General features: G+C 47.0%; 13 protein-coding genes. 8 read left to right on the top strand and 5 right to left on the bottom strand.

Going from position 1 to position 19,930, the window contains the following annotated elements; all coding sequences use genetic code 11:
• Positions 1 to 229: 229 nt before the first annotated feature.
• Together QUB20_RS14950 and dapB are read right to left on the bottom strand one after the other, a co-directional pair.
• Entirely contained in the window at positions 230 to 940 is a 711-nt protein-coding gene (locus QUB20_RS14950) for a phosphate ABC transporter permease (protein WP_333249870.1), read from the bottom strand.
• A 305-nt stretch (positions 941 to 1,245) separates the two neighbouring features.
• Positions 1,246 to 2,073: a 4-hydroxy-tetrahydrodipicolinate reductase gene (dapB, locus tag QUB20_RS14945; protein WP_333249889.1), complete on the bottom strand. Its 828-nt coding sequence runs from the start codon at positions 2,071 to 2,073 to the stop codon at positions 1,246 to 1,248.
• 303 nt (positions 2,074 to 2,376) lie between these two features.
• Between dapB and QUB20_RS14940 the strand changes: the two genes are divergently transcribed.
• Entirely contained in the window at positions 2,377 to 4,899 is a 2,523-nt protein-coding gene (locus QUB20_RS14940) for an EAL domain-containing protein (protein WP_333249872.1), read from the top strand.
• Positions 4,900 to 4,960: 61 nt separating this feature from the next.
• On the opposite strand, the gene QUB20_RS14935 is transcribed toward QUB20_RS14940, so the two are convergent.
• Positions 4,961 to 6,775, bottom strand: a complete 1,815-nt coding sequence (locus QUB20_RS14935; RefSeq protein ID WP_333291445.1) for a pseudouridine synthase — start codon at positions 6,773 to 6,775, stop codon at positions 4,961 to 4,963.
• 372 nt (positions 6,776 to 7,147) lie between these two features.
• On the opposite strand from QUB20_RS14935, the gene QUB20_RS14930 reads away from it, so the two are divergent.
• On the top strand, positions 7,148 to 8,830 hold the full coding sequence (locus QUB20_RS14930) for a tetratricopeptide repeat protein (RefSeq protein WP_333249875.1): 1,683 nt from the start codon (positions 7,148 to 7,150) through the stop codon (positions 8,828 to 8,830).
• Positions 8,831 to 9,105: 275 nt separating this feature from the next.
• On the opposite strand, the gene QUB20_RS14925 is transcribed toward QUB20_RS14930, so the two are convergent.
• A complete protein-coding gene (locus tag QUB20_RS14925; protein WP_333249877.1) occupies positions 9,106 to 11,562 on the bottom strand; it encodes an ATP-dependent helicase in 2,457 nt (818 codons plus the stop codon).
• A 166-nt stretch (positions 11,563 to 11,728) separates the two neighbouring features.
• Here QUB20_RS14925 and QUB20_RS14920 point away from each other — a divergent pair, with 166 nt between their 5' ends.
• On the top strand, positions 11,729 to 12,856 hold the full coding sequence (locus QUB20_RS14920; RefSeq protein WP_333249880.1) for a DUF4349 domain-containing protein: 1,128 nt from the start codon (positions 11,729 to 11,731) through the stop codon (positions 12,854 to 12,856).
• 163 nt (positions 12,857 to 13,019) lie between these two features.
• Here QUB20_RS14920 and QUB20_RS14915 read toward each other — a convergent pair whose 3' ends face one another.
• Positions 13,020 to 14,114 (bottom strand): RuBisCO accumulation factor 1, encoded by a 1,095-nt coding sequence (locus tag QUB20_RS14915; protein WP_333249881.1) that lies wholly within the window; start codon positions 14,112 to 14,114, stop codon positions 13,020 to 13,022.
• A gap of 227 nt (positions 14,115 to 14,341) precedes the next feature.
• Between QUB20_RS14915 and QUB20_RS14910 the strand changes: the two genes are divergently transcribed.
• From QUB20_RS14910 to QUB20_RS14890, 5 genes are all read left to right on the top strand, one after another.
• The gene (locus tag QUB20_RS14910) at positions 14,342 to 15,556 is read left to right on the top strand and encodes a transposase (RefSeq protein ID WP_333057725.1); all 1,215 of its coding nucleotides are present in this window, start codon (positions 14,342 to 14,344) and stop codon (positions 15,554 to 15,556) included.
• Between the two features lie 87 nt (positions 15,557 to 15,643).
• Positions 15,644 to 16,588, top strand: a complete 945-nt coding sequence (locus tag QUB20_RS14905) for a response regulator (RefSeq protein ID WP_333057724.1) — start codon at positions 15,644 to 15,646, stop codon at positions 16,586 to 16,588.
• Positions 16,589 to 16,981: 393 nt separating this feature from the next.
• Positions 16,982 to 17,695, top strand: a complete 714-nt coding sequence (ubiE, locus tag QUB20_RS14900) for a bifunctional demethylmenaquinone methyltransferase/2-methoxy-6-polyprenyl-1,4-benzoquinol methylase UbiE (protein WP_333249884.1) — start codon at positions 16,982 to 16,984, stop codon at positions 17,693 to 17,695.
• Positions 17,696 to 17,813: 118 nt separating this feature from the next.
• Complete coding sequence (locus tag QUB20_RS14895; protein ID WP_333249886.1) at positions 17,814 to 19,046, top strand: DUF445 family protein; 1,233 nt, start codon at positions 17,814 to 17,816, stop codon at positions 19,044 to 19,046.
• 168 nt (positions 19,047 to 19,214) lie between these two features.
• Entirely contained in the window at positions 19,215 to 19,523 is a 309-nt protein-coding gene (locus QUB20_RS14890) for a DUF3493 domain-containing protein (RefSeq protein ID WP_333057719.1), read from the top strand.
• Positions 19,524 to 19,930: the final 407 nt, after the last annotated feature.

The raw sequence follows: 19,930 nt of genomic DNA, 5'->3' as shown, positions 1-19,930 counted from the left end.
CGTCCAAAAAGGACGGGCGGGACGCCCATCCCACAATAACAATTAAAATTGTAAGTTATTTAATTCGCGATCCTTAACATGAATGTGGGCTGGTTCGCCTCGATCGGAACTAAAAAAGATGAAACTGTAGGGGCCAACCTGAAGAACCGTAGGCATTAGCTGCTATAAGAGTGAATTTTGTCCTAAGTTTAACTTGCGATCGCTCTTAAATTTGTGGCTACGATGAATATTAATAATCAGCGGACGATCGCCTTTTTACATCTCTACTTTGATTAGTGCGATCGCGGTCTTTTTTCCTGCCTTTTTTAATCTGTTGGCTCATTTCTACAAACAAATCTCTGCGTAAATAAGGATAGTCGCTCACCCACACGTCACGGCTGGGAATATAAATATCTGAAACTTTGGCAATTCTGCCTAAATCTTCTTGATTTGACATAATTAACATTAAAGCAGCTTGACCGGGGACAATTCCTTGGTGATCTTTCCGCAATGGAGCTCGAAGTGTAGTGGTAAATCCGGTTTTGTCGCCAACTTCTAAGTTGATTCGTGGCTCTAGGTTGTCAACTATTACGAGTTGTCCTTTTTGATTGACTGTTTCTTCTTGACTTGTGACTTCATCTGTAATATATATATCCAAAACTCGTCCTTGCCAAAAACCGCAGTATTGATATTTGCGGCATTCTGCATTCCGCAAACTCGCCCACAAAATGGGCCCCCACAGCCAGTACAAACCAGCTATCAATCCGGTGATTAAAACTAGCGGCGCGACATCGGAACCGGCGAAGTTGTAGACTACCAGGAGGAAAACTACGCTGACTGCAGAGATTAACATTCGCCTCAAAAAATCGGGCGGTTTTCCCCAGATATATTTGTATTGCGCTCCCGTGGCGACGGCGGGAATTAGTTCTTGAAAGGTTTCGCGGGTTAAGGGAATTAGCATAGGAAGTTTGGCAACGAGCAATGTACGGGATGCAACGGCTGTCTGTTCGGAAGCTGATTATATTAAGGCATTTAACAGATTTAACTGATTGATGTTGAAGTCACAAATCAGAAGTTATATCATGTGCGATCGAGTGACCGCGATTAAAAGGGCGGGTTTTTGAGATTGTCAATTATTGGCTGATATTTTTCGTGAACCCGCCCCTACCGTATTAGGGGTAATCGACCGGACATAATATTAGAAGTCAGATTAATTCCACATTACCAATGACTAATGACTAATGATTAATGACTAATGATTAATGACTACAAGATTTTTTCCAGGCCGTAAACGAGCGATCGCAATTCAATGACTTTGCGTATAGACAGCAAGACTCCTGGCATATAACAAGCGCGATCGCTGGTATCGTGTCGTAAAGTATAAACTTGACCGGCGCCGCCAAAAATTACCTCTTGGTGGGCAATTAAACCGGGTAAACGGATGCTGTGAATGCGAATCCCTTCATCGGCCAGTGAACCTCGAGCTCCGGCTAATTTTTCGGTTTCCTCAACTTCTGGCAGATTGAAAGTTTTTCCCATCTCTGCTAACATTTGGGCAGTTTGAATTGCCGTGCCGCTGGGGGCGTCGGCTTTTTGATTGTGGTGCAGCTCGATAATTTCTACGTGTTCAAAATACTGAGATGCCGTGACGGCGGCTTGTTGGAGCAAAACCATGCCGATCGAGAAATTGGGTATGATCAAACAGCCGATGCTGGCTTTATCAGCGAATTCAGCTAAGTTTTCAATTTGCTTGCTGCTCAAGCCAGTAGTGCCGACTACCGGGCGAATGCCGTAAGCTATCGCCGATCGCACGTTTTCATAAACTGACGAAGGGTGCGTAAAATCTACCATCACGCCTAACTGCTTTTCCTGAGCTGCTAATACCAGCATTCCTTGCAAGTCGTCAGTGATGGGAACTTCTAACGGGCCGATGCCGGCTAATTCGCCGGCATCGGCGTTGAGGCACTCAGGAGAGCGGTCTACAGCCCCAAATAAGGTCATATCACTAGCATGGGCGATCGCCTTAATTACTTCGCGGCCCATTTTGCCTGCTGCACCGTTAACAATCACCGGAATCGGAAGTTGATTCGCCATAATCTCAAAAATATCCTGAAAGTTCGATCGACTAAATTTTAACGCTTGTGCGAATTTGGGGAAACAAGCAATGAAAGACAGGATTTGTCGGCAAATCTTCAAAAACCCGGTTCCCATTCGAGAAATACTTTGCCTGCATCGAGTAATTAGCTTAAAGAAACTCGGTTGCGGCACAAGTTCTGAAAAAATTACATTCAATCTCATATTAAGCTCAATTCTGTAAGAACAGACTTGTGCAAAGCTAATTTGCACCGACATATTTTTTCTGTGACTGCCAAATTCTCTCGAAATCTTCGATATGTCATGTCTGTGGCAACTGGCCTCAACCTGAGTTCTCAAAACCGACGGGTGAGGATTTTGCCTGCAATGCTTGTGGGCGCGACTGTAACGCTGCTGAATATGGGAGTTCGGCAGTTGGGAGGCCTGCAAAGCTGGGAGTTGGGGAGTTTTGACTCGTTAGTGCGCTTGCAGCCAGATTCCGGCCCCGATCCGCGACTGCTGGTAGTGGAAATTTCTGAAGCCGATATTCAAGCTTTGGGGAGATTTCCGGTTTCCGACGGTGCGATCGCTCAAACCTTGACAAAACTGCAAAAGTATCAGCCAAAAGTCATCGGTTTGGATTTGTACCGGGATTTGCCTCAAGCGCCGGGACACCAAGAATTGCTGGCCGCGCTGAAAGCACCGAATGTGGTGGCGATCTATAAATTGAGCGATTCAGAAAGTCAGGGAGTGCCTGCGCCTCCGGGGATACCGCCTGATCGAGTTGGTTTTAACGACTTCGTGCTCGATCCTGATGGTGTTGTACGCCGCAATTTGCTCTCAGTCTCGCAACCAGACAAAAAGATTGCTTTATCGTTTTCTATGCAAGTGGCTTTGCTCTATCTCAAAGACAGAGTACAGCAGAAAAATAGCGCTGTTCATCCCCACCAAATCGACTGGGGAAAGGCAGAATTTGTGCCTTTAACTTCTGACAGCGGCGGCTATGCAAATATTGACACCACAGGCTACCAAATTCTGCTCAAATACCGTTCTGGTAAGGATGTGGCGCGACAAGTCAGTATCAGGCAGGTATTGAACGGGGAAATTGAACCAAGCTGGGTTAAGGACAAGATTGTGCTGATCGGGACGACGGCACCGAGTACCAGAGATTTGTTTTTGACGCCTTACAGCCCGGTTAAAAAGCAAAGTCCGAAAATGCCGGGGGTGTTGCTGCACGCGCAAATGCTCAGCCAAATATTGAGTGCGGTTTTGGATGGACGATCGCTGTTTTGGGTATGGCCAGAATGGGCGGAAATTTTGTGGAACGGTGCTTGGGCGATGGTTGGCGGGGTTTTGGCTTGGCGGATTCAGCATCCTGCGAGGGCGGGATTGGCTGGGGGTGTGGGATTGATGGCTTTGTTGGGGATTAGTTATGGAATTTTTACCCTGGGTGGTTGGATACCGTTAGTGTCGCCGACTTTGGGTTTGGTGGTGACTGGTGTGGGTGTCAGTGCTTACAGGAAGCTTTACGATGCTTTTCACGATTCTCTAACGGGTTTGCCCAACCGGGATTTGTTCGTGGATTGCTTGGGGCGGGCGATCGCCAATACTAGGGGCCGCCACAGCCATCTGTTTGCGGTGCTGTTTCTGGATTTAGACAGGTTTAAGGTGATTAATGATTCTTTGGGTCATTTGGTGGGGGATGAACTGCTGATGGCGGTGGTGCTGCGGTTGAGGGCGATTATTGGCTCCGGGGATACTGTGGCGCGGGTGGGGGGTGATGATTTTGCGATTTTGGTGAGGAATATTGATGTTGACAGTGCTGTGGATTTGGCCGATCGAATTCACAAAGCTTTAATTGTGCCTTTTGAGTTGAATGGGCAGGAGGTGTTTGTGACTGCAAGCATCGGGATTGCCCTGGGGGGCGAACCCGCTGCTACTGTCAGGGAACAGCCGGAACACTTGCTGCGGGATGCCCACACGGCGATGTACCGGGCGAAGGCTTTGGGAACGGGAAGGTATCAGGTGTTTAATGCTTCGATGCACGCTTTGGCGGTGGAGAGGTTGCAGTTGGAGACGGATTTGCGGATTGCCCTCAAGCGTCGGGAATTTTTGCTGCACTATCAGCCGTTTGTCTCTTTGGCAAGCGGGAGGATTATTGGGTTTGAGGCTTTGGTACGCTGGCAACACCCGCTGCGGGGTTTGATTGGGCCGATCAAGTTTATTCCGGTGGCTGAGGAAACGGGGGCAATTGTGCCGCTGGGTGAGTGGGTGTTGGAGGAGGCTTGTAGGCAGTTGCGACTGTGGGAGGAAATGTTTGGTTTCGATCGAGCTTTGATTATGAGTGTAAATTTATCTGGGAAGCAGTTTGCTCAGCCGGATTTGGTCGATCGCCTGAAGGTGATTTTGGAAACAACGGGTTTGAGTGCCGAGAGTTTGAAGTTGGAGATTACTGAGAGTGTGGTGATGGAGGATGTGGAGTCGGCGATCGCGGTTTTGAAGCAGATGAAAGCGTTAAATGTCAAGTTGGGAATTGATGATTTTGGCACTGGTTATTCGTCGTTGAGTTATTTGAGTCGGTTTCCTACGGATACTTTGAAGGTTGATAAGTCGTTTGTGGGGCGAATGGAGCTCGAAAGCGAGGGGGAGAATGTGGCGATCGTGCGGACGATTGTGGCGCTGGCTCATGCTTTGGGTATGGATGTGATTGCTGAGGGTGTGGAGACGGCGGCACAATTAGCCCGGTTGAGGTCGATCGGCTGCGAATATGGTCAGGGTTATTTTTTTGCTAAGCCGTTACCGAGTGAGGCTGCGACTGCTTTGATGGCTTCCGATCCGCAGTGGTAGTTGTGGGTTATTAGTTATTAGTTATTGTACAGATAGTGATCATGGCCCGATCGCCCTTAGCTCAAAATGGTGTTTCTGCCTGTAGGTATAACCTTTCTCCCAACTGCGGATGCTCAAACGAAAGTTCCCGCGCGTGCAAGTGTAGCCGCTTCGCAGCAGCCCGACATCCGTAAAGTCGATCGCCCAAAATCGGTATCCCCAACCCTCGAACATCCGCTGCATGAACCCTCAATTGATGCGTGCGTCCCGTCAGCGGCAAAAACTCGACGCGATCGCAATTTCCCTCCCTCGTCATTACCTGAAAGCGAGTAACACTGGGCTTTCCGCACTCCCAATTGACTTGCTGGTAAGGGCGATTTTCTGGATCGCCCCAAAGTGGAAGATCGATCGTCCCCGCATCTATTTTTACAGTACCCGAAAGCACCGCTTCATAAACTTTGTGAACCTGCTTTTGTGCAAATTGCTGCCTGAGTTGACTGCTAGTTTCTTTGTCCCGCGCCAATAGCAAAATCCCAGATGTTTCCCAATCTAAACGATGCACAACTGTCAAATTTAAACTATCAAGTAACAAGTTACGCAAACGACTGAAAACACTATCTTGATTTTCTAAATAACGACCTGGGACTGACAGCAACCCTGAAGGTTTATTCACCGCAATTAACCATTTGTCTTCATAGATAATCGGTAGCATTTGGGTAACGGGCAAGATGCCCGTTTCACAAGAAATATTATTGCTTGTGGGGAGTAGGGGTTGGGCTTCTAGCCCGCTCGCAACGGGCAAGATGCCCGTTCCACAAGAAATATTATTGCTTGTGGGGAGTAGGGGTTGGGCTTCTAGCCCGCCCGTCAAACCCTCATTTATATTATTAGAAACAAGCGGATTTTGAGCCAATCCTGACAGCAAAAAACCCATCAACGGCTGACACCGATCGCCACAAGCACCATAAAATTCTCCCTGTATCTTATCGCCCGATGGCGGCCCCCACCAAAACTCAGCCATTGCCAGCGGTTTCAGATTGTGTACTGCCGCGTAGTGAAGCAATTTTGGCGCGCAACAGTCGCCGGTGCCAGTGGGAATAGAATTAGTTGGCATTAATGAGGAGATCGATCGCGCTTTTCCCAAAAAATTCATCAGAGTGTAAGCCGCGTGCATTTGCGTCTGAAGTTCGCGGGAAAGTTCTTTTCGTTGCTGTTTTAGCGCCCGCATCCGTCGATCCGCAGCTTCAATTAATTGTTTTAGCGGCTGCAATGTTTCATCCCGCTGTCGTTTCAATTGTCTGCGTTCAATTTTCTCCAAACGGCTTTCTTGATTCAGTTGTTCCAGGGCAATTTCTAGTGTTTCTGCTGTGAGAGTTTGACACAGTAACTGGCGTTTTTCGTCTCGCTGCTGCTTGCAATTTCGATGCCGATCGCTCAAAACTTGCATTTGCACTTCAAACTCCCGAAATAAGGCTTCATACTCTTGTCGCTGCGGGAGTTGATTGAGTGCAATAAGTTCCTGTTTCATCGCCTCCAATTGAGTTAAGGTGCGGGCTTCATCGAAAGCAACTCGATCGCGTCCCGGAATCGGTGGCACCCAGCCCTCAACAATGCTGCAACCCTTCAGCAGCCCGGAAAATGCTTTGAGTATCGCCTGTTCCCCCGCAGGCATCTCCACCAGTAATATGCCGTACATCTTCCCCTCGCGATCGTAGGAATCGTCAGCCGCCAGGTACTGCATCAAACCCCGCGCCAGATCCTCTGACATTCGAGTGCGGGGCAGTCTCAGCAGCTCGCCGCTTTGAGGACAACGGCCTTCGTACCAATAATTCGGGCGCGAGTCGATCGACTCCCAATGACAGTCCGTGACATCTAAAAGCGCGTGAAATTCTAACATATTAAATTTGGTTTGAAATCTAAATTAGGATATATTTTCTTGTGGCTTGACCCCGCCCAAAAACGGATACAAGTTTCCGACACTCGTCGTGGGGAGATCAAAATTTTAGACTCTGGTTCAAGCTCCCAGATTCATCGGTCGAATCAATCGAAAATCGAAAATCGAAAATCGACTGACCGTATCTTACAGGGGTGTACCGAAAGTGGGAAGGGTGCATAATTTTATACCTACTAAATTAAGTAAAAATGATGTGTCGCACCAAGCCTGATATGCTAAATTTGTTTCCAAACAGCAGCGAGATTAAGAAAAGCATAAGTTAATATATAAGACCGCAAGCTTGTTATCCCACTAAATTTTTTATGTGCAAGGCGTATGCCAGACCTCTCGACTTCGGCTCCTGAAAACTCCTCAAACCCCCAACCAGCTCTGCTGCCGCCGATTTTAAGAATTTTTGCAGCATTTCCAGATTACGATCGGGGCAATAGATTGTACGCCGCAGGAAGGTACGAAGCGGCAGTCATTTGCTACGCAAAAGCGGTTCAAATTAAGCCGGACTGGGCCAGGGCGTGGCTGAATCTGGGCAAAGCTTACAAGCAACTGCATTCCTACGCAGAAACCGTAGCCTGTGCCGATCGAGCTACAGCAATTAATCCCGAAGAATACTGGGCTTGGATGCTGCGCGGCACAGGGCTGTTAAGTTTGCAAAATCACTCAGAAGCGATCGCGGCTTTCGACACCGCAATTCAAATCAATTCAGAAAAGCACGAAGCTTGGTATCAGCGAGGCAGAGTTTTAGAGGAATTGCAGCAGTGGGATGCAGCCGCAACCTGTTACAAAAGAGCAACCCAACTTCATCCGAATTTGCCCGCCATGTGGTATCGGCAAGGCAACGTTTTGGTTCAAGCGGAGCGCTACCCTGAAGCCGTGGCGGCTTTTGAGCGCGCGCTGAAACTCGTCCCGACTAACTGGGAAGCTTGGCTGAACCGAGGTTTGGCTTTGATGAAAACCGAACGCTACGCTGAAGCTGTAACTTCTTACGATCGCGCCATTCAACTGCAACCACAAAATAGTCTGGCATGGTTCAATCGGGGCATTGCTTCAGCAAAATTGCACAAATATGCAGAAGCGGTGACAGCTTACGATCGCGTACTGCAAATGCAGCCCAACGACTGCGAAGCTTGGTTTTATAAAGGAATGGCCCTCAAACACCAGTGGGCCGACGCGGCAATTGCTTGTTTCGATCGGGCAATTCAAATTAATTCTTTGTATCCCGAAGCATGGATCGGGCGCGGTCAAACACTGTCAGAAGCGAGAGATTTTGAAGGGGCGATCGCTGCTTTTGACCAAGCCGTTCAAATTAATCCGAATTTTCCCGAAGCTTGGCTGGGTAGAGGCATCGCCCTAGCAGGATTGGAACGCTACAAAGAGGCAATTATCGCTTACAGCAATGCCCTACAAATTGAAGGTAATTTTCTAGAAGCTTGGAACTTGCGAGGCGAAGCGCTGGAAAAATTGCAGCAATACGAAGAAGCGATCGCCTGTTTTGATAAAGTAATCTCTCTGACTTCAGAAGCAGAAATTACATCAAAAGTAGGGTTGCAACAAGGCGCAGCGCTGGAAAAATTGCAGCGTTACGAAGAAGCCGTCGCAGCTTACAACCGCGTAATTAAAATCGTGCCCGACAATTTTGAAGCTTGGTTGCAACGCGGCAACTCTTTGTCAAAATTGCAGCAGTACGAACAAGCTCTAGCATCATACGATCGAGCAATTACTATCTGGCCGGATAACTATCAAGGCTGGGTACAACGAGGTCTGATTCTAGGGGAAATGCAGAACTATTCCCAAGCACTCGTCGCTTTTGACCAAGTGATTCAACTCAAGCCAGACAACTGGGAAGCTTGGGCGCAGCGGGGCGACGTTTTGCAAAAATTGCAGCGAACTCAAGATGCCATTAGCTCTTACGGAGTCGCCCTCGAAATCAAACCAGATTACTACGAAGCTCTAGTTAGTCGAGAAGAATTGAGACTCAAGGGCACGATGTCAGGAAAGTGGTAAGGAATGAGAATTAAATAACTTACAATGCGTGATGGTTCTTGTGGGATGGGCGTCCCGCCCGCCCTTTCTGGACGGGCGGGACGCCCATCCCACAATAACAATTAAAATTGTAAGTTATTTAATTCGCGATCCTTAATATCATGTCCGATAGATTGACCATAATATCCCGGCAGGGCGGGTTTTTGAGATTGTTAATTATTGGCAGATATTGGCAGGTGAACCCGCCCCTACCTGATTTTGGGTAATCGACCGGACATGATATAATTATTACTTTTTTATATAGCATTACTCGGAAATCTCTGCTTCAAAACAGGCATTACCGGACAAGGTTTTTGCTCCTGTAAATTCTCTGGTTTGTTCCAAGTAAAAGGCCCTTTTTTCTCCGCCGCCATCCACAGCAAGCTTTTTGCTCGCGTCATCGCCACATACAGCAGTCGAAACTCTTCTGCTGTTTTCAAATAACCTGCTTGTTCCCAGGCTTCGCCTAGATTTGGTAAAGGATATTTTTCGTGCAAACTCGCTCGAATTTGTGCTCTCGCTACCTCTGCTAAAGTGAAATCTCCTAAAAATCGGGATTGGGGCAAAACTCGCAAATTTCCGGGGATGGTTTGTTCGTGCAGAAACGGCAAAAATACGCAATCCCAATCCAATCCTTTAGCTTTGTGCATGGTAATAATTGTTAGTTGACCTTTGCTGGTATAGCGTTCTTCTATTTTGTCGTCTGCATCCACAGGTTCAAATCTTTCGGAACTGACAATTTCGCTAAGTACGCCCAAAATATTCCGCATTGAATTGTTGCCGGCTGTTTGGATTGCTACTCGTTCCGCTAATTTGTCGGCGGTGGCTAATTCTGTTTGGTCGTATTGCAGCGCTAAGGCTAAGAAGGAAATGATTTGGTAGGGCGGCAGTTCTAAGCTAGCTTGCAGCAAACCGCAGCAAAAATAGCGGCATTTGCGAACGGGATCTGACTGCTGCGGGTCTAGGGGGCCTGGGTAAAGGAATTGTTCGGGGCTGGTAGCAAAAGCATTGTAGTCTTGTTTGGGGATCAGTTGCCGATCGCTCAAAATCTTTAAGGCTGCTTTCAGGTAGTCTGGAGAGTGCGGGCGATCGAGAAATTGCAGCAGTGTTAAGATTTCCCAAGGTACTTGAGAATGTCTGTCCCGTTCTCCCACATCCTCAATTTTAATCCCGTATTTCCGCAAATCAAAGCTTAATCCGTGTTTTTGAGGATTTTCCAGCACTTCTTTGATAAACTTACCCTGTTTGTTTTCCCGCACCAAAATAGCCATCGATTTCAGATTTTCTAACGGCAATTTTGCACTATTTTCCCCATCGCTCGATTCACCGCCTGATTCGATATTTTTGCCATTTATTCCAAATTCAAACTCTGCTGGTAAAAATTCTTCTACTAACTCAATTACCCGCTTACCAATCAACTCAACTGTATGGTAAATATCGCGCGGAGTATGCAATTCTAAGCCTCGACCAATCGGAGCCGGATTTGCATTTTGCTGCGGGTCTGTGCTGGGTACGGGCTTAATAGTTTGGTCGCGAAAAGGCTTTTCATTTTTCGCTAATTCCGAGCCATTTACCCATTGCAACATAAAGTTAGCGGCATCTATAATTACCTGGGTGCTGCGGCCTGCACCGTCCATTGTCGCTAACTTATTCTCTACTTCGCACTCATCACAAAATTGGTTAAAATAAATCGGGTCGGCGGGAGTGAAAGTAGAATTAATCGCTTGATTTGGGTCGCCAACTCTGATAAAATTGGGAGGTAAAGTAGGATGATCGGGATCGATCGCCAATGTTTCCAAAAGCCGAGTCTGCAAAGGTGTAGAATCCTGCGCTTCGTCCTCAAAAACGGCAAATACTTGCTTTTGCTCGATCGCCCTCGCCCTCGGATTTTCCAACACCCGCAAAGCTGCTAAAATCATCTCGTCATAATCGATGAATTCCCGACTCCTCAACAAAGCCTGATATTTTTGATATAAACCCCCAGCTACAGCTAAAATCTCATAACCGTCCCCAGTATCAAGAGCGCTCATTTCTAACAACTGTTCGGGAAACAAACCAGAAGATTTCGCCTCGTGAATCACAGTTTTAGCTACCTGTGGCAAAATTTCCGTCCGCAAAACCGATTGTCGCCGCAGCCTCTCCGTTTCCTCTCCATCGAATTGCTGTCCTTCCAACAAAACTTGATATCGGCGGGGATTTTCAGCAATCCAAAGTTCTACACAGGTACGAATTAATCGGTGACTTTGAGTTGGAGTAACTAAGGTTGAATTTTCTAAATTTAAACCAGACAAATCAGGATGGCGCATCGCAATATTCAAAGCTAAACCGTGCAAAGTGTGCACGGCAAAACCGCCTTGAGATAAAGACAATTCTGTCAATCTTGCCCGAATTTTAGCTTTAATATTAGCAGCAGCCGATCGCGTAAATGTCACGACAATTAACTGGCGGCGGCTGTGAAGCTGGTTGCGGGCGATCGCAATTGCCGACGCAGCAGCCATTCCCGTAGACTTCCCGGCCCCCGGAACCGCCGAAACAGCAAGGGGGCCGCCTTGCCAGTCCGCCATGTCCTGCTGGCCCGCACGCAATCTTTCGCGAATTTTCAGGCAAGCTTGTTCTCGCAAAACTGCCGCAGAGTCTAACCCAGAGGAAATGTTGCCAGGGCGATCGATATTCGTTGTCGATCGTATAAAATCAGAATCAAATTCATCAGTCATTATTACATCCGCGTTTATCTGCGTTCATCTGCGGTTAAAAATAAAAAAATCTGCAACCTCTACCGTTTCCATTTCGGTATCGGCTAAACTAACACGATCTATTCGAGCTTAAATTAAAACCAGCATAAAATTCAATACCCAAGCCTTTTTTAGAGGAGTCACCCAAATGAAAACTCACCTCAAAATCAATTCCCCCCCGCACCCAGGGCTGTTTCATTCTCACCAAAAACGAGGTTTTTGTAGTAGTGCCCCCGTGCCTACCCCCGCCACCAACCATCGCATGGGGGTTTCAGGCCAAAAGGGCCGGCACGGGGGCGCGGCCCCTACCAAGAATGAAACCGCCCTGCCCCCGCACCAGCCAAACCCAAACCCAGCCACCAACAGCACAACTCGTTTTGCTGTGGCACTATTCTTAACTTTATCTTCAGCCATTGCTTTGCCTAGCTGCGGTGGAGCTACATCCAGCAGCCCAGAAAACCAAGTTGCCGCATCGGCTCCACAATCGGCACCAGCACCGGAGTCAGCAGCCCAAAGGTCAAAAACTTCTGGTGCATCAAAAAAAGCAGCAGAAACTCCCGCAACCCGTCCCCAACTGATTAAAAAAGCCCAACTCAGCGTAGTTGTCAAATCTATTGACGCCAGCACTAAATCTGTTACCAATATAGTCGAAACACAGCAAGGCGATATCTTGGGTTTCCAAAATCAAAAGCCGCCGGATTCGAGTGTCCGCCAAACGGCGTCTGTGGAGATTCGGGTGCCTCAAGAACGGTTAGAAACTACTTTAAATGCTTTGGCAAAACTCGGAAATGTAGAGAACCGTTCTCTGACGGCTGAGGATGTTACCGATCAATTAGTTGACAGCGAGGCTAGGCTGCGGAACCTCCGCAAATCGGAAGAAATGGTGTTAAAAATTATGGAGCGATCAGGTTCTGTCGGCGATGTACTCAAAGCTGCTCAAGAGTTGAGCAACATTCGGGAGTCGATCGAACGCATTGACGCTCAGTTAAAAAGTTTGCGAAATCAAGTAGCCTATTCGACTATTAGCTTAACTCTAGAAGCAGCAGTTTCGGCTCAACAAACTCCCGAACCTTCTCTAGGTTTGCGGGTACAAGAAACTTGGGGGAAAGCGAGTCATTCTGTGGGTGAATTGACGCTTGGTTTGTTTGGTTTGGGTATTTGGCTATTGGCTTACAGTCCTTATTTGCTGTTAATTGGGGCTGCGGTTTACGGCTTTAATCGATTTAAGAAACAGCATTCTGTTCCGCAAATTCAAGAACCGAAACCGCCTCAGTAGTCAGTTGTTAGTTGTCAGTTGTCAGTTGTTCGTTGTCAGTTGTTCGTTGTCAGTTGTTAGTTATTAGTTGGTATTAGCTTTCCAGTCAACAGTCAACAGTCAACAGTCAACAGTCAACAGTCAACAGTCAACAGTCAACAGTCAACAGTCAACAGTCAACTGACTAATCATCAATTTGCCATCCATCTTTGGTATAGTCTTCATCCACAATCTTTTTGGGACGCATCACCAGAACAACTCGCCCCAAAATAGGAATATCCGGGGATTGTTCAAACCAGTACAATTCTAAATTGCCCCCGTTATCGGCGAGGAAATAACTGTCAGCATCCCACTGTCTTTGGGCTCGATCGGCAATAATCAAAACTTCTTCAACTTTGCCTTGCAGCGGTACCGGCAATTTATCGCTCATTCCCAAAACCGCCACCGGATCTTCAGCGTTCAAAATTACCTGCCATCCGGGAATCGCCACCCAAGCTCCTGCTCCAGAAAATTTTACCATTCGGAACGGCTCGATTTCCTCCGGCAAAGGCACTGCCAGCAAATCTGTCGTAGAAAGCGGCAATTTGCCGACAACCGGGACAACGCGCGGCAATTGTTCCTCCGTATCGAGTCGGTAGACGGGCAAGCGGGGCGCTTCCCGTCTCGCAACTACGGTAAAATCGACGAGCAACTGCTCGATTTGCGCCCTAGCGGTTTGGCTGCTAGCTAATTTTAAACCGCGAGCAATTAAGCGCGATCGCTCTTGCAAATCGCTTTTCTGTCTCGCCAATTGCCAGCATTGGTAAGCCATAGCATCGCCGGGAGTGTCTGTGAACCCTTGGGGGAGACTCCCGAAGTGCGAAAACTCCTTGATCGCTTTAGCAACTTGGCGAGCATCGTCAACATCCAAGTTGTGGGTTAGCATCAAAGCAGCCGCCCCGGCACGCTCTACTTGAGAGAGAATCCGAAACTCGTATAAGATATCGCTACCTTTGCCCAAAAAGTGCGCTCGAACTTCCTCTGAAGCCCCAGCATTGACCATGCTGGTGTAAACTTGGGCTGCGACGCTTACTTGATTTTGCTGAATTGGCTCAAAACCAGTTTCTTCAAAAATCCTTTGAGAGTTGTAGCCAGCTTTTAGCAGTGCTGTGCAGGCCTGTCCCCACTCTACCCAAGTGCCTTCTTTGCGGCGGAGCGATCGAATTAACTTTTCAGCATCCACAGCATTTGTGGAGGATGCAGATGCAGGAGGGGAGGAATCTTGCGGTGTATCAGTCATAATTGAATCAAAAACTCAGGCTAAGTTATGTGTAATTGGATACCGGCAAGGCTCGTGTCGCGGCAGAGCGATAGATTAATAGTAAGTGAGTTATGAGACTATTGTTACCGGAAAACGAGAGGAAAGCCCCCGACTTCAGGCGTGGGGATGAACTCGGCAGCGGAGGCGGCTACCTACAGTCTTAGAAAAATCCTGGTTGATTTCTAAAAGCATGATATGATTATATCATGCTAACAGTAACTCACGAGTACAAACTACGTCCAACCAAATCTCAAGTTCAAATATTTGAGATTTGGTTGTCTGTTTGTCGTCAGGTTTATAACTATGCCTTGCGAGAACGGAAAGATTGGGTGAATTCTCGTAAGTCTTCTGTTAATGCTTGTTCGATAGTTGGTGAGTATATTATCTCACCGGATACTCCTAGACCAACCTATGCTAGTCAGTGCAAAGGTTTGGCAGAAGCTAAGAAGCATTGTCCCGAATTAAAGACCCCTCATTCGCAAGTATTGCAGCAAACTTTAAAGGTTTTAGAGTCGGCATTTGTGGCAATGTGGGATAGAGGGCATGGGTTTCCTCGCTTCAAAAAACGGATGCGATCGTTTGTTTTCCCGGCTGTTAAGGATGCAGCAGTGGAGAATGGAAAGGTTAATCTGCCTAAGATTGGGTGGGTAAGGATGAAAATGTCTAGACCCACACCAGAGGGTTTTATACTCAAGCAAATTAGAGTAGTTAAAAGGGCATCAGGATATTTTGTCATGCTGACCTACCAGTTAGCAGTCAACCTGCCCGCTCGCCCACCGTCAGGACATCCATTAGGGGTAGATATTGGGCTTGACAAATACCTCGCAACTTCAGATGGAGAATTAGTCAACAGACCGAGATTTTTTCAGGCACTTCACCGCGAGTTGAAATCACTGCAGCGAAGATTAAAGCATCAAAGAAAAGGGTCTAAGAATTGGCTTGCTCTCCAGAAAAAGATTGCTAGAATTCATCAAAAAATCAGTGATACCAGAAAGGATTGGCACTATAAATTAGCTCATAGGTTATGTGACCAAGCAGGAATGATATTCATTGAGGATATCAATTTTAAGGCTTGGGCAAAGGGGATGTTCGGTAAACATAGTCTCGATGCAGCCTATGGTCAATTCTTCTCGATTCTGTCTCATGTGTGTTGGAAGCGCGGGGTGTATTTTGCTCGTGTTGATAAAAACTATACGAGTCAAATTTGCCCCCAATGTGGAACCCATACTGGTAAGAAAACCTTGGATGTCAGAATCCATAGTTGTCATTCGTGCGGGTACACCACTCATCGCGATACAGCAGCAGCACAAGTAATTAGAGACAGAGGTATCCTTGCGGTCGGGCAGCCCGTGAGTAAAACTGCTTCTGGAGGCGTTCTATCGGGGATCGATAGTAATATCGGTCTAGAGTCGAGCCTTTGAGAGAAGAATCCCCCGCATTCTATGCGTGGGGAGTGTCAAAGAATAGTTGCTCGCCTAAATGTACAAAGGGGAGTTTATCGTATTGTTATGGATAATGCCATTTCAGAGCTAGATCAAATTAAACGCCAGCTCATGACCCTACACAGACCGAAAAAGCCCAAAATGCTGGTAGTAGACGACGAACCAGACAATCTGGATTTACTCTACCGCACTTTCCGACGAGATTTTAACGTTCTCAAAGCTGAGAGCGGAATTCGCGCCTTGGAAGTCCTCGGCATCGAAGGCGAGGTCGCCGTAATCATTTCCGACCAGCGGATGCCCGAAATGAAGGGAACGGAGTTTTTGAGCAAAACCGTGCCCCAGTTTCCGAATACGGTCAGAATTATCTTGACTGGTTTTACGGACATTGAAGACTTGGTGGATGCGATTAACTCAGGACAGGTTTATAAGTATATCACCAAGCCTTGGGACCCGAACGAACTGAAAATGGTGGTGCAAAAGGCAGCCGAGACTTATGAAATTCTCAAGCAGCGGACTGAGGAATTGGATCGCGCCCAAAATCAAATACAACTGTTAGCAACAATCATGCAAACGGCTGTGGATTATCCGAGTTTGGAAGCAAGTTTAGATCCAATTGCTACTGCTATAAGTGATAATTTTTTGGCGGACTTTTGCATTTTGCAACTGGTGGAAGGAAATGTTTTAATCCCAGTCCAAGGCTGTCACACCACGGGTTCAACTGTGGAAAATTGGCTGGCGGATGACCCTCTGGTTCGAGAAGCAATTACCTCTCAAACTATTCAGGGTGTTGTGAATATTGGACTCGACACCAACCTAGCGAGTCTGCCGCACTATCAGAAATCCGGCATTCAAGCTCACCTGAGCATCCCGGTGAGTCACAAAGGTCGATCGATCGCCCTGATTTCCATGCAGTGGAAACAACCTTGTTCCCTGCGTCCCGACGAACTCACAACCGTTCACCTCGCCGCTCAAGAAGTTGCTTTGGTATTGACGAGTTTTCAGGGTCATTAGTCATCAGTCAATCGATTTTAGATTTTAGATTTTAGATTTTAGATTTACTTGCAGCGCAGTGAATCTTGGAGCTTGAACAAAAGTCTAAAATTTTTGAATTTCCACGACGATTGTCGGGATCTTGTACCTGTTTTTGGGCGGGATCGTCAGTCATTAGTTGTCAGTCATTAGTTATTAGTCGGCTCTCTGTCTTGAGTTTAAAATCATAGCAAACGAAGGATTAAAGAAGACAAAATCTCGCGGATAGCTAACAATAAAAAGCATTAATGACTGGCGACAGCATGACATGAATGGACGGATTAATTATTTTTATGTGATGACAAACTAGCAGTTACCAATTACAAATCACCAATTACAAATCACCAATTACAAATCACCAACCACCAATGGCCAATGACTAATAACGCCGAACAAATTAAAACTATATTTAATCGAATTGCACCTGTTTACAACCAATTGAACGACTGGTTGAGCTTTGGGCAACACCGGATTTGGAAGCAAATGGCGGTGAAATGGAGCAGTGCGGGCCCCGGAAATACTTGTTTAGACTTGTGCTGCGGTAGCGGGGATCTAGCTTTGTTGCTGGCCAAACAAGCAGGGCCGACTGGTTGCGTATTTGGAGTAGATTTTTCCGCCGAACAATTGGCCGTGGCTGCTAGGCGAGATCGACCTTTTCTCACCCCTGCTAGTCCCATTTCCTGGGTAGAAGCTGACGCCCTAGACTTGCCTTTTGCTGACAATTACTTCGACTGCGCCACAATGGGTTACGGGCTGCGTAACGTGACTGACATCCCCCGCAGTCTTCAGGAATTGCACCGCGTCCTCAAACCCGGTGCCAAAGCAGCTATTCTCGACCTCCACCGCCCCAGCAATTCCCTAATGCGGAGCTTCCAGCAGTTTTATCTAGACACTCTCGTAGTGCCCATTGCTCAGCAATTTGGCATGACTCAAGAATATGCTTACATTAATCCTAGTTTAGAAAAATTCCCGATCGGCCAGCAACAAGTCGCGATCGCCAACAAAGCCGGATTTGCCGCCGCCACCCACTACCCCATTGCTGGAGCTATGATGGGAGTATTGGTATTAGTCAAAGCAATTGAAAATTAAAAGTGGTTGCAGTTTCGGTCGATCGAATACTCCAGATCAAAATTTTAGACCCAGGTTCACCCCCCCAGATTCATCTGTGGAGTAAATCTAAAATCTAAAATCTAAAATCTAAAATCTTATGAATCCCTCTGACATTTGGCTGTTGTTGGCCCCACCTGTAGTGGGAGGAATTATTGGCTATTTCACTAACGATATAGCTATCAAAATGCTGTTCCGCCCCTATCGAGCTATTTACATCAAAGGGCGGAAGTTGCCTTTCACTCCCGGCTTGATCCCCCGCAACCAAGAGCGTTTAGCAAAGCGAATTTCCGACACAATCATGGGTTCGCTGCTGACGCCACAGGAACTGCAAAACTTAGCGCGCCGCCTCCTGCAAACCGAGCGGATGCAGTCGGTGATTCTCTGGTTGTTACAGTTGGCGCTGGATCAGGTAAAAGCAGACGCAGAGCAAAAAACGGCTAAAATTCTCGCTAACATTCTGCGAGATTTGCTGGGGGAATCTGTGCCGCGAATTCTCAAAGTTTTGGCGCGCCGGGAAGATTTTTTAGAAGCTCAGCTTAATCAAATTTTTGACCAAGTTTTGCTGGAGATTCAGCTAACGGAAGCTCAGGCGGCTCAGCTTGCTGAGTGGTTGTTGCAGGTAGTAATACCACCGGAAGTGCTGCGGCAGGCTTTAATTGACTTTTTGACGGATCGCAATATTTCGATCATCGATGAAGGGTTTCGAGAAAAAACCAGCGGCACTTATTGGGTAGTAGCAAATTTGTTTGGTTTGCGGAACACTTTAACTCGGCTGCGGACTTTTTGTCTGGATGACAGAGAAGCGACAAATCAGCGCTTAGCAGAGTTAACTATTTCTTTGGGAATTCGCGGGCGAATTCAGGAATGGCTGCAAAATTTGTCGATGCAAAATTTACCAGTTTCAACTGTGAGACAGTTGCGAAAAACTATGCGCGATAGTGTTCGCAGCTACGTTCAGCAGCGGGGTACAGATGTACTTGAGGGGTTGAGTAAATCTATTGACTGGGAAAATATTTCGCGGTTGCTTCTCAATCGATTGCAAACTTCAGCGGTGATGAGCGCTTCCCTCGGAATTGTCAGCAAAGAACTGGCTTTGGTTTTAGAGCGCTATCTAGAACGGGATTTAGAAAATATTGTAGCTCAGGCTATCCCAATTTTGAATATTGACCAGGTGATTGTCGATCGAGTCAAAGGTACTTCTCCTGAAGAGTTGGAGTTAGCAATTCAGGGAATTGTCAAAAGCGAGTTGCAGGGAATTGTAAATTTAGGAGGCATTTTGGGTGTTTTTATTGGCTGTTTGCAAACAGTTGTGCTTTTGCTTCAGCGGTGATTTGTTTCGGCAGTTGTGAGATATTTGTTGTAGTCTAATATTCGCTTGACTTGCGCCCACATGACCAAAAACCAGGTTTTGCGACCGTATTGGCGACCTCAGCCAGAGGATTTTTGGTAGAAACCGGGTTTTTGTGGCCCAATCCTAATTTACTTATTTTCTAAATCTATGCCAGCTCCAAATTCGGACGATCGCACAAACATCCCAAAAAACCCGCGCAACCTCAGCCGCCAACAATACGAGCGTTTAACCGCAGAAATGGCCACTCCCTACCGGCCTCTGCGACAGTTTGTTTACGTAGCTTGTGGCGCTTCGGGCTTTATCGGCGGCTTGGTTTTCCTCGCTAAAATTGCCTCTGGCCGCGAAATTGGCTCTGCTTTGCCCAATTTTGCCCTCCAAGTCGGAGTTGTGGCCCTGATGGTGTTCCTGTTTCGCTGGGAGCAGCGCGCCGAGGGCCGCTCCCCGAAGTCGAAGTAACAAAAATGTACAAATCGAGACAAAAATTTATCTTAGGCAAGAAAAAGTTATAAATATAAAGAAATTATTATGAAATCGTGGTTTTCCAGCGATCCCTGTAATTATAAGAATGTGGGTTCAATTGGGGTCAGCAAATTTAAAGGCCCTAATCATAAACCGCTTGTAACTCGTTCAATTGGGGTCAGCTTTCATAAAGACCCTAAATATATAAAATAAATTTAAGCCCAACGCCAGCCTTCACTGATAGAAGAGCTGGCGTTAGGCATTTTGCTAGGATCGAGAGATTGAGCGAGAGAATCAGTAGGGTTTGCATCCCGCACACAGAGGCCCGTAGCAGCGTCCTGAACAGAGTTTTTTGCCTAGCATCCGGTATCGGTAATACCAGTTCCCAAAAATCATGCAACTCT

The organism is Microcoleus sp. B4-C2 (assembly GCF_036705265.1).
In the GTDB taxonomy this organism is placed as follows: domain Bacteria; phylum Cyanobacteriota; class Cyanobacteriia; order Cyanobacteriales; family Microcoleaceae; genus Microcoleus.
The sequence above is the reverse complement of the archived record's forward strand: the minus strand, read 5'-3'. Positions and strand labels throughout refer to the sequence as shown.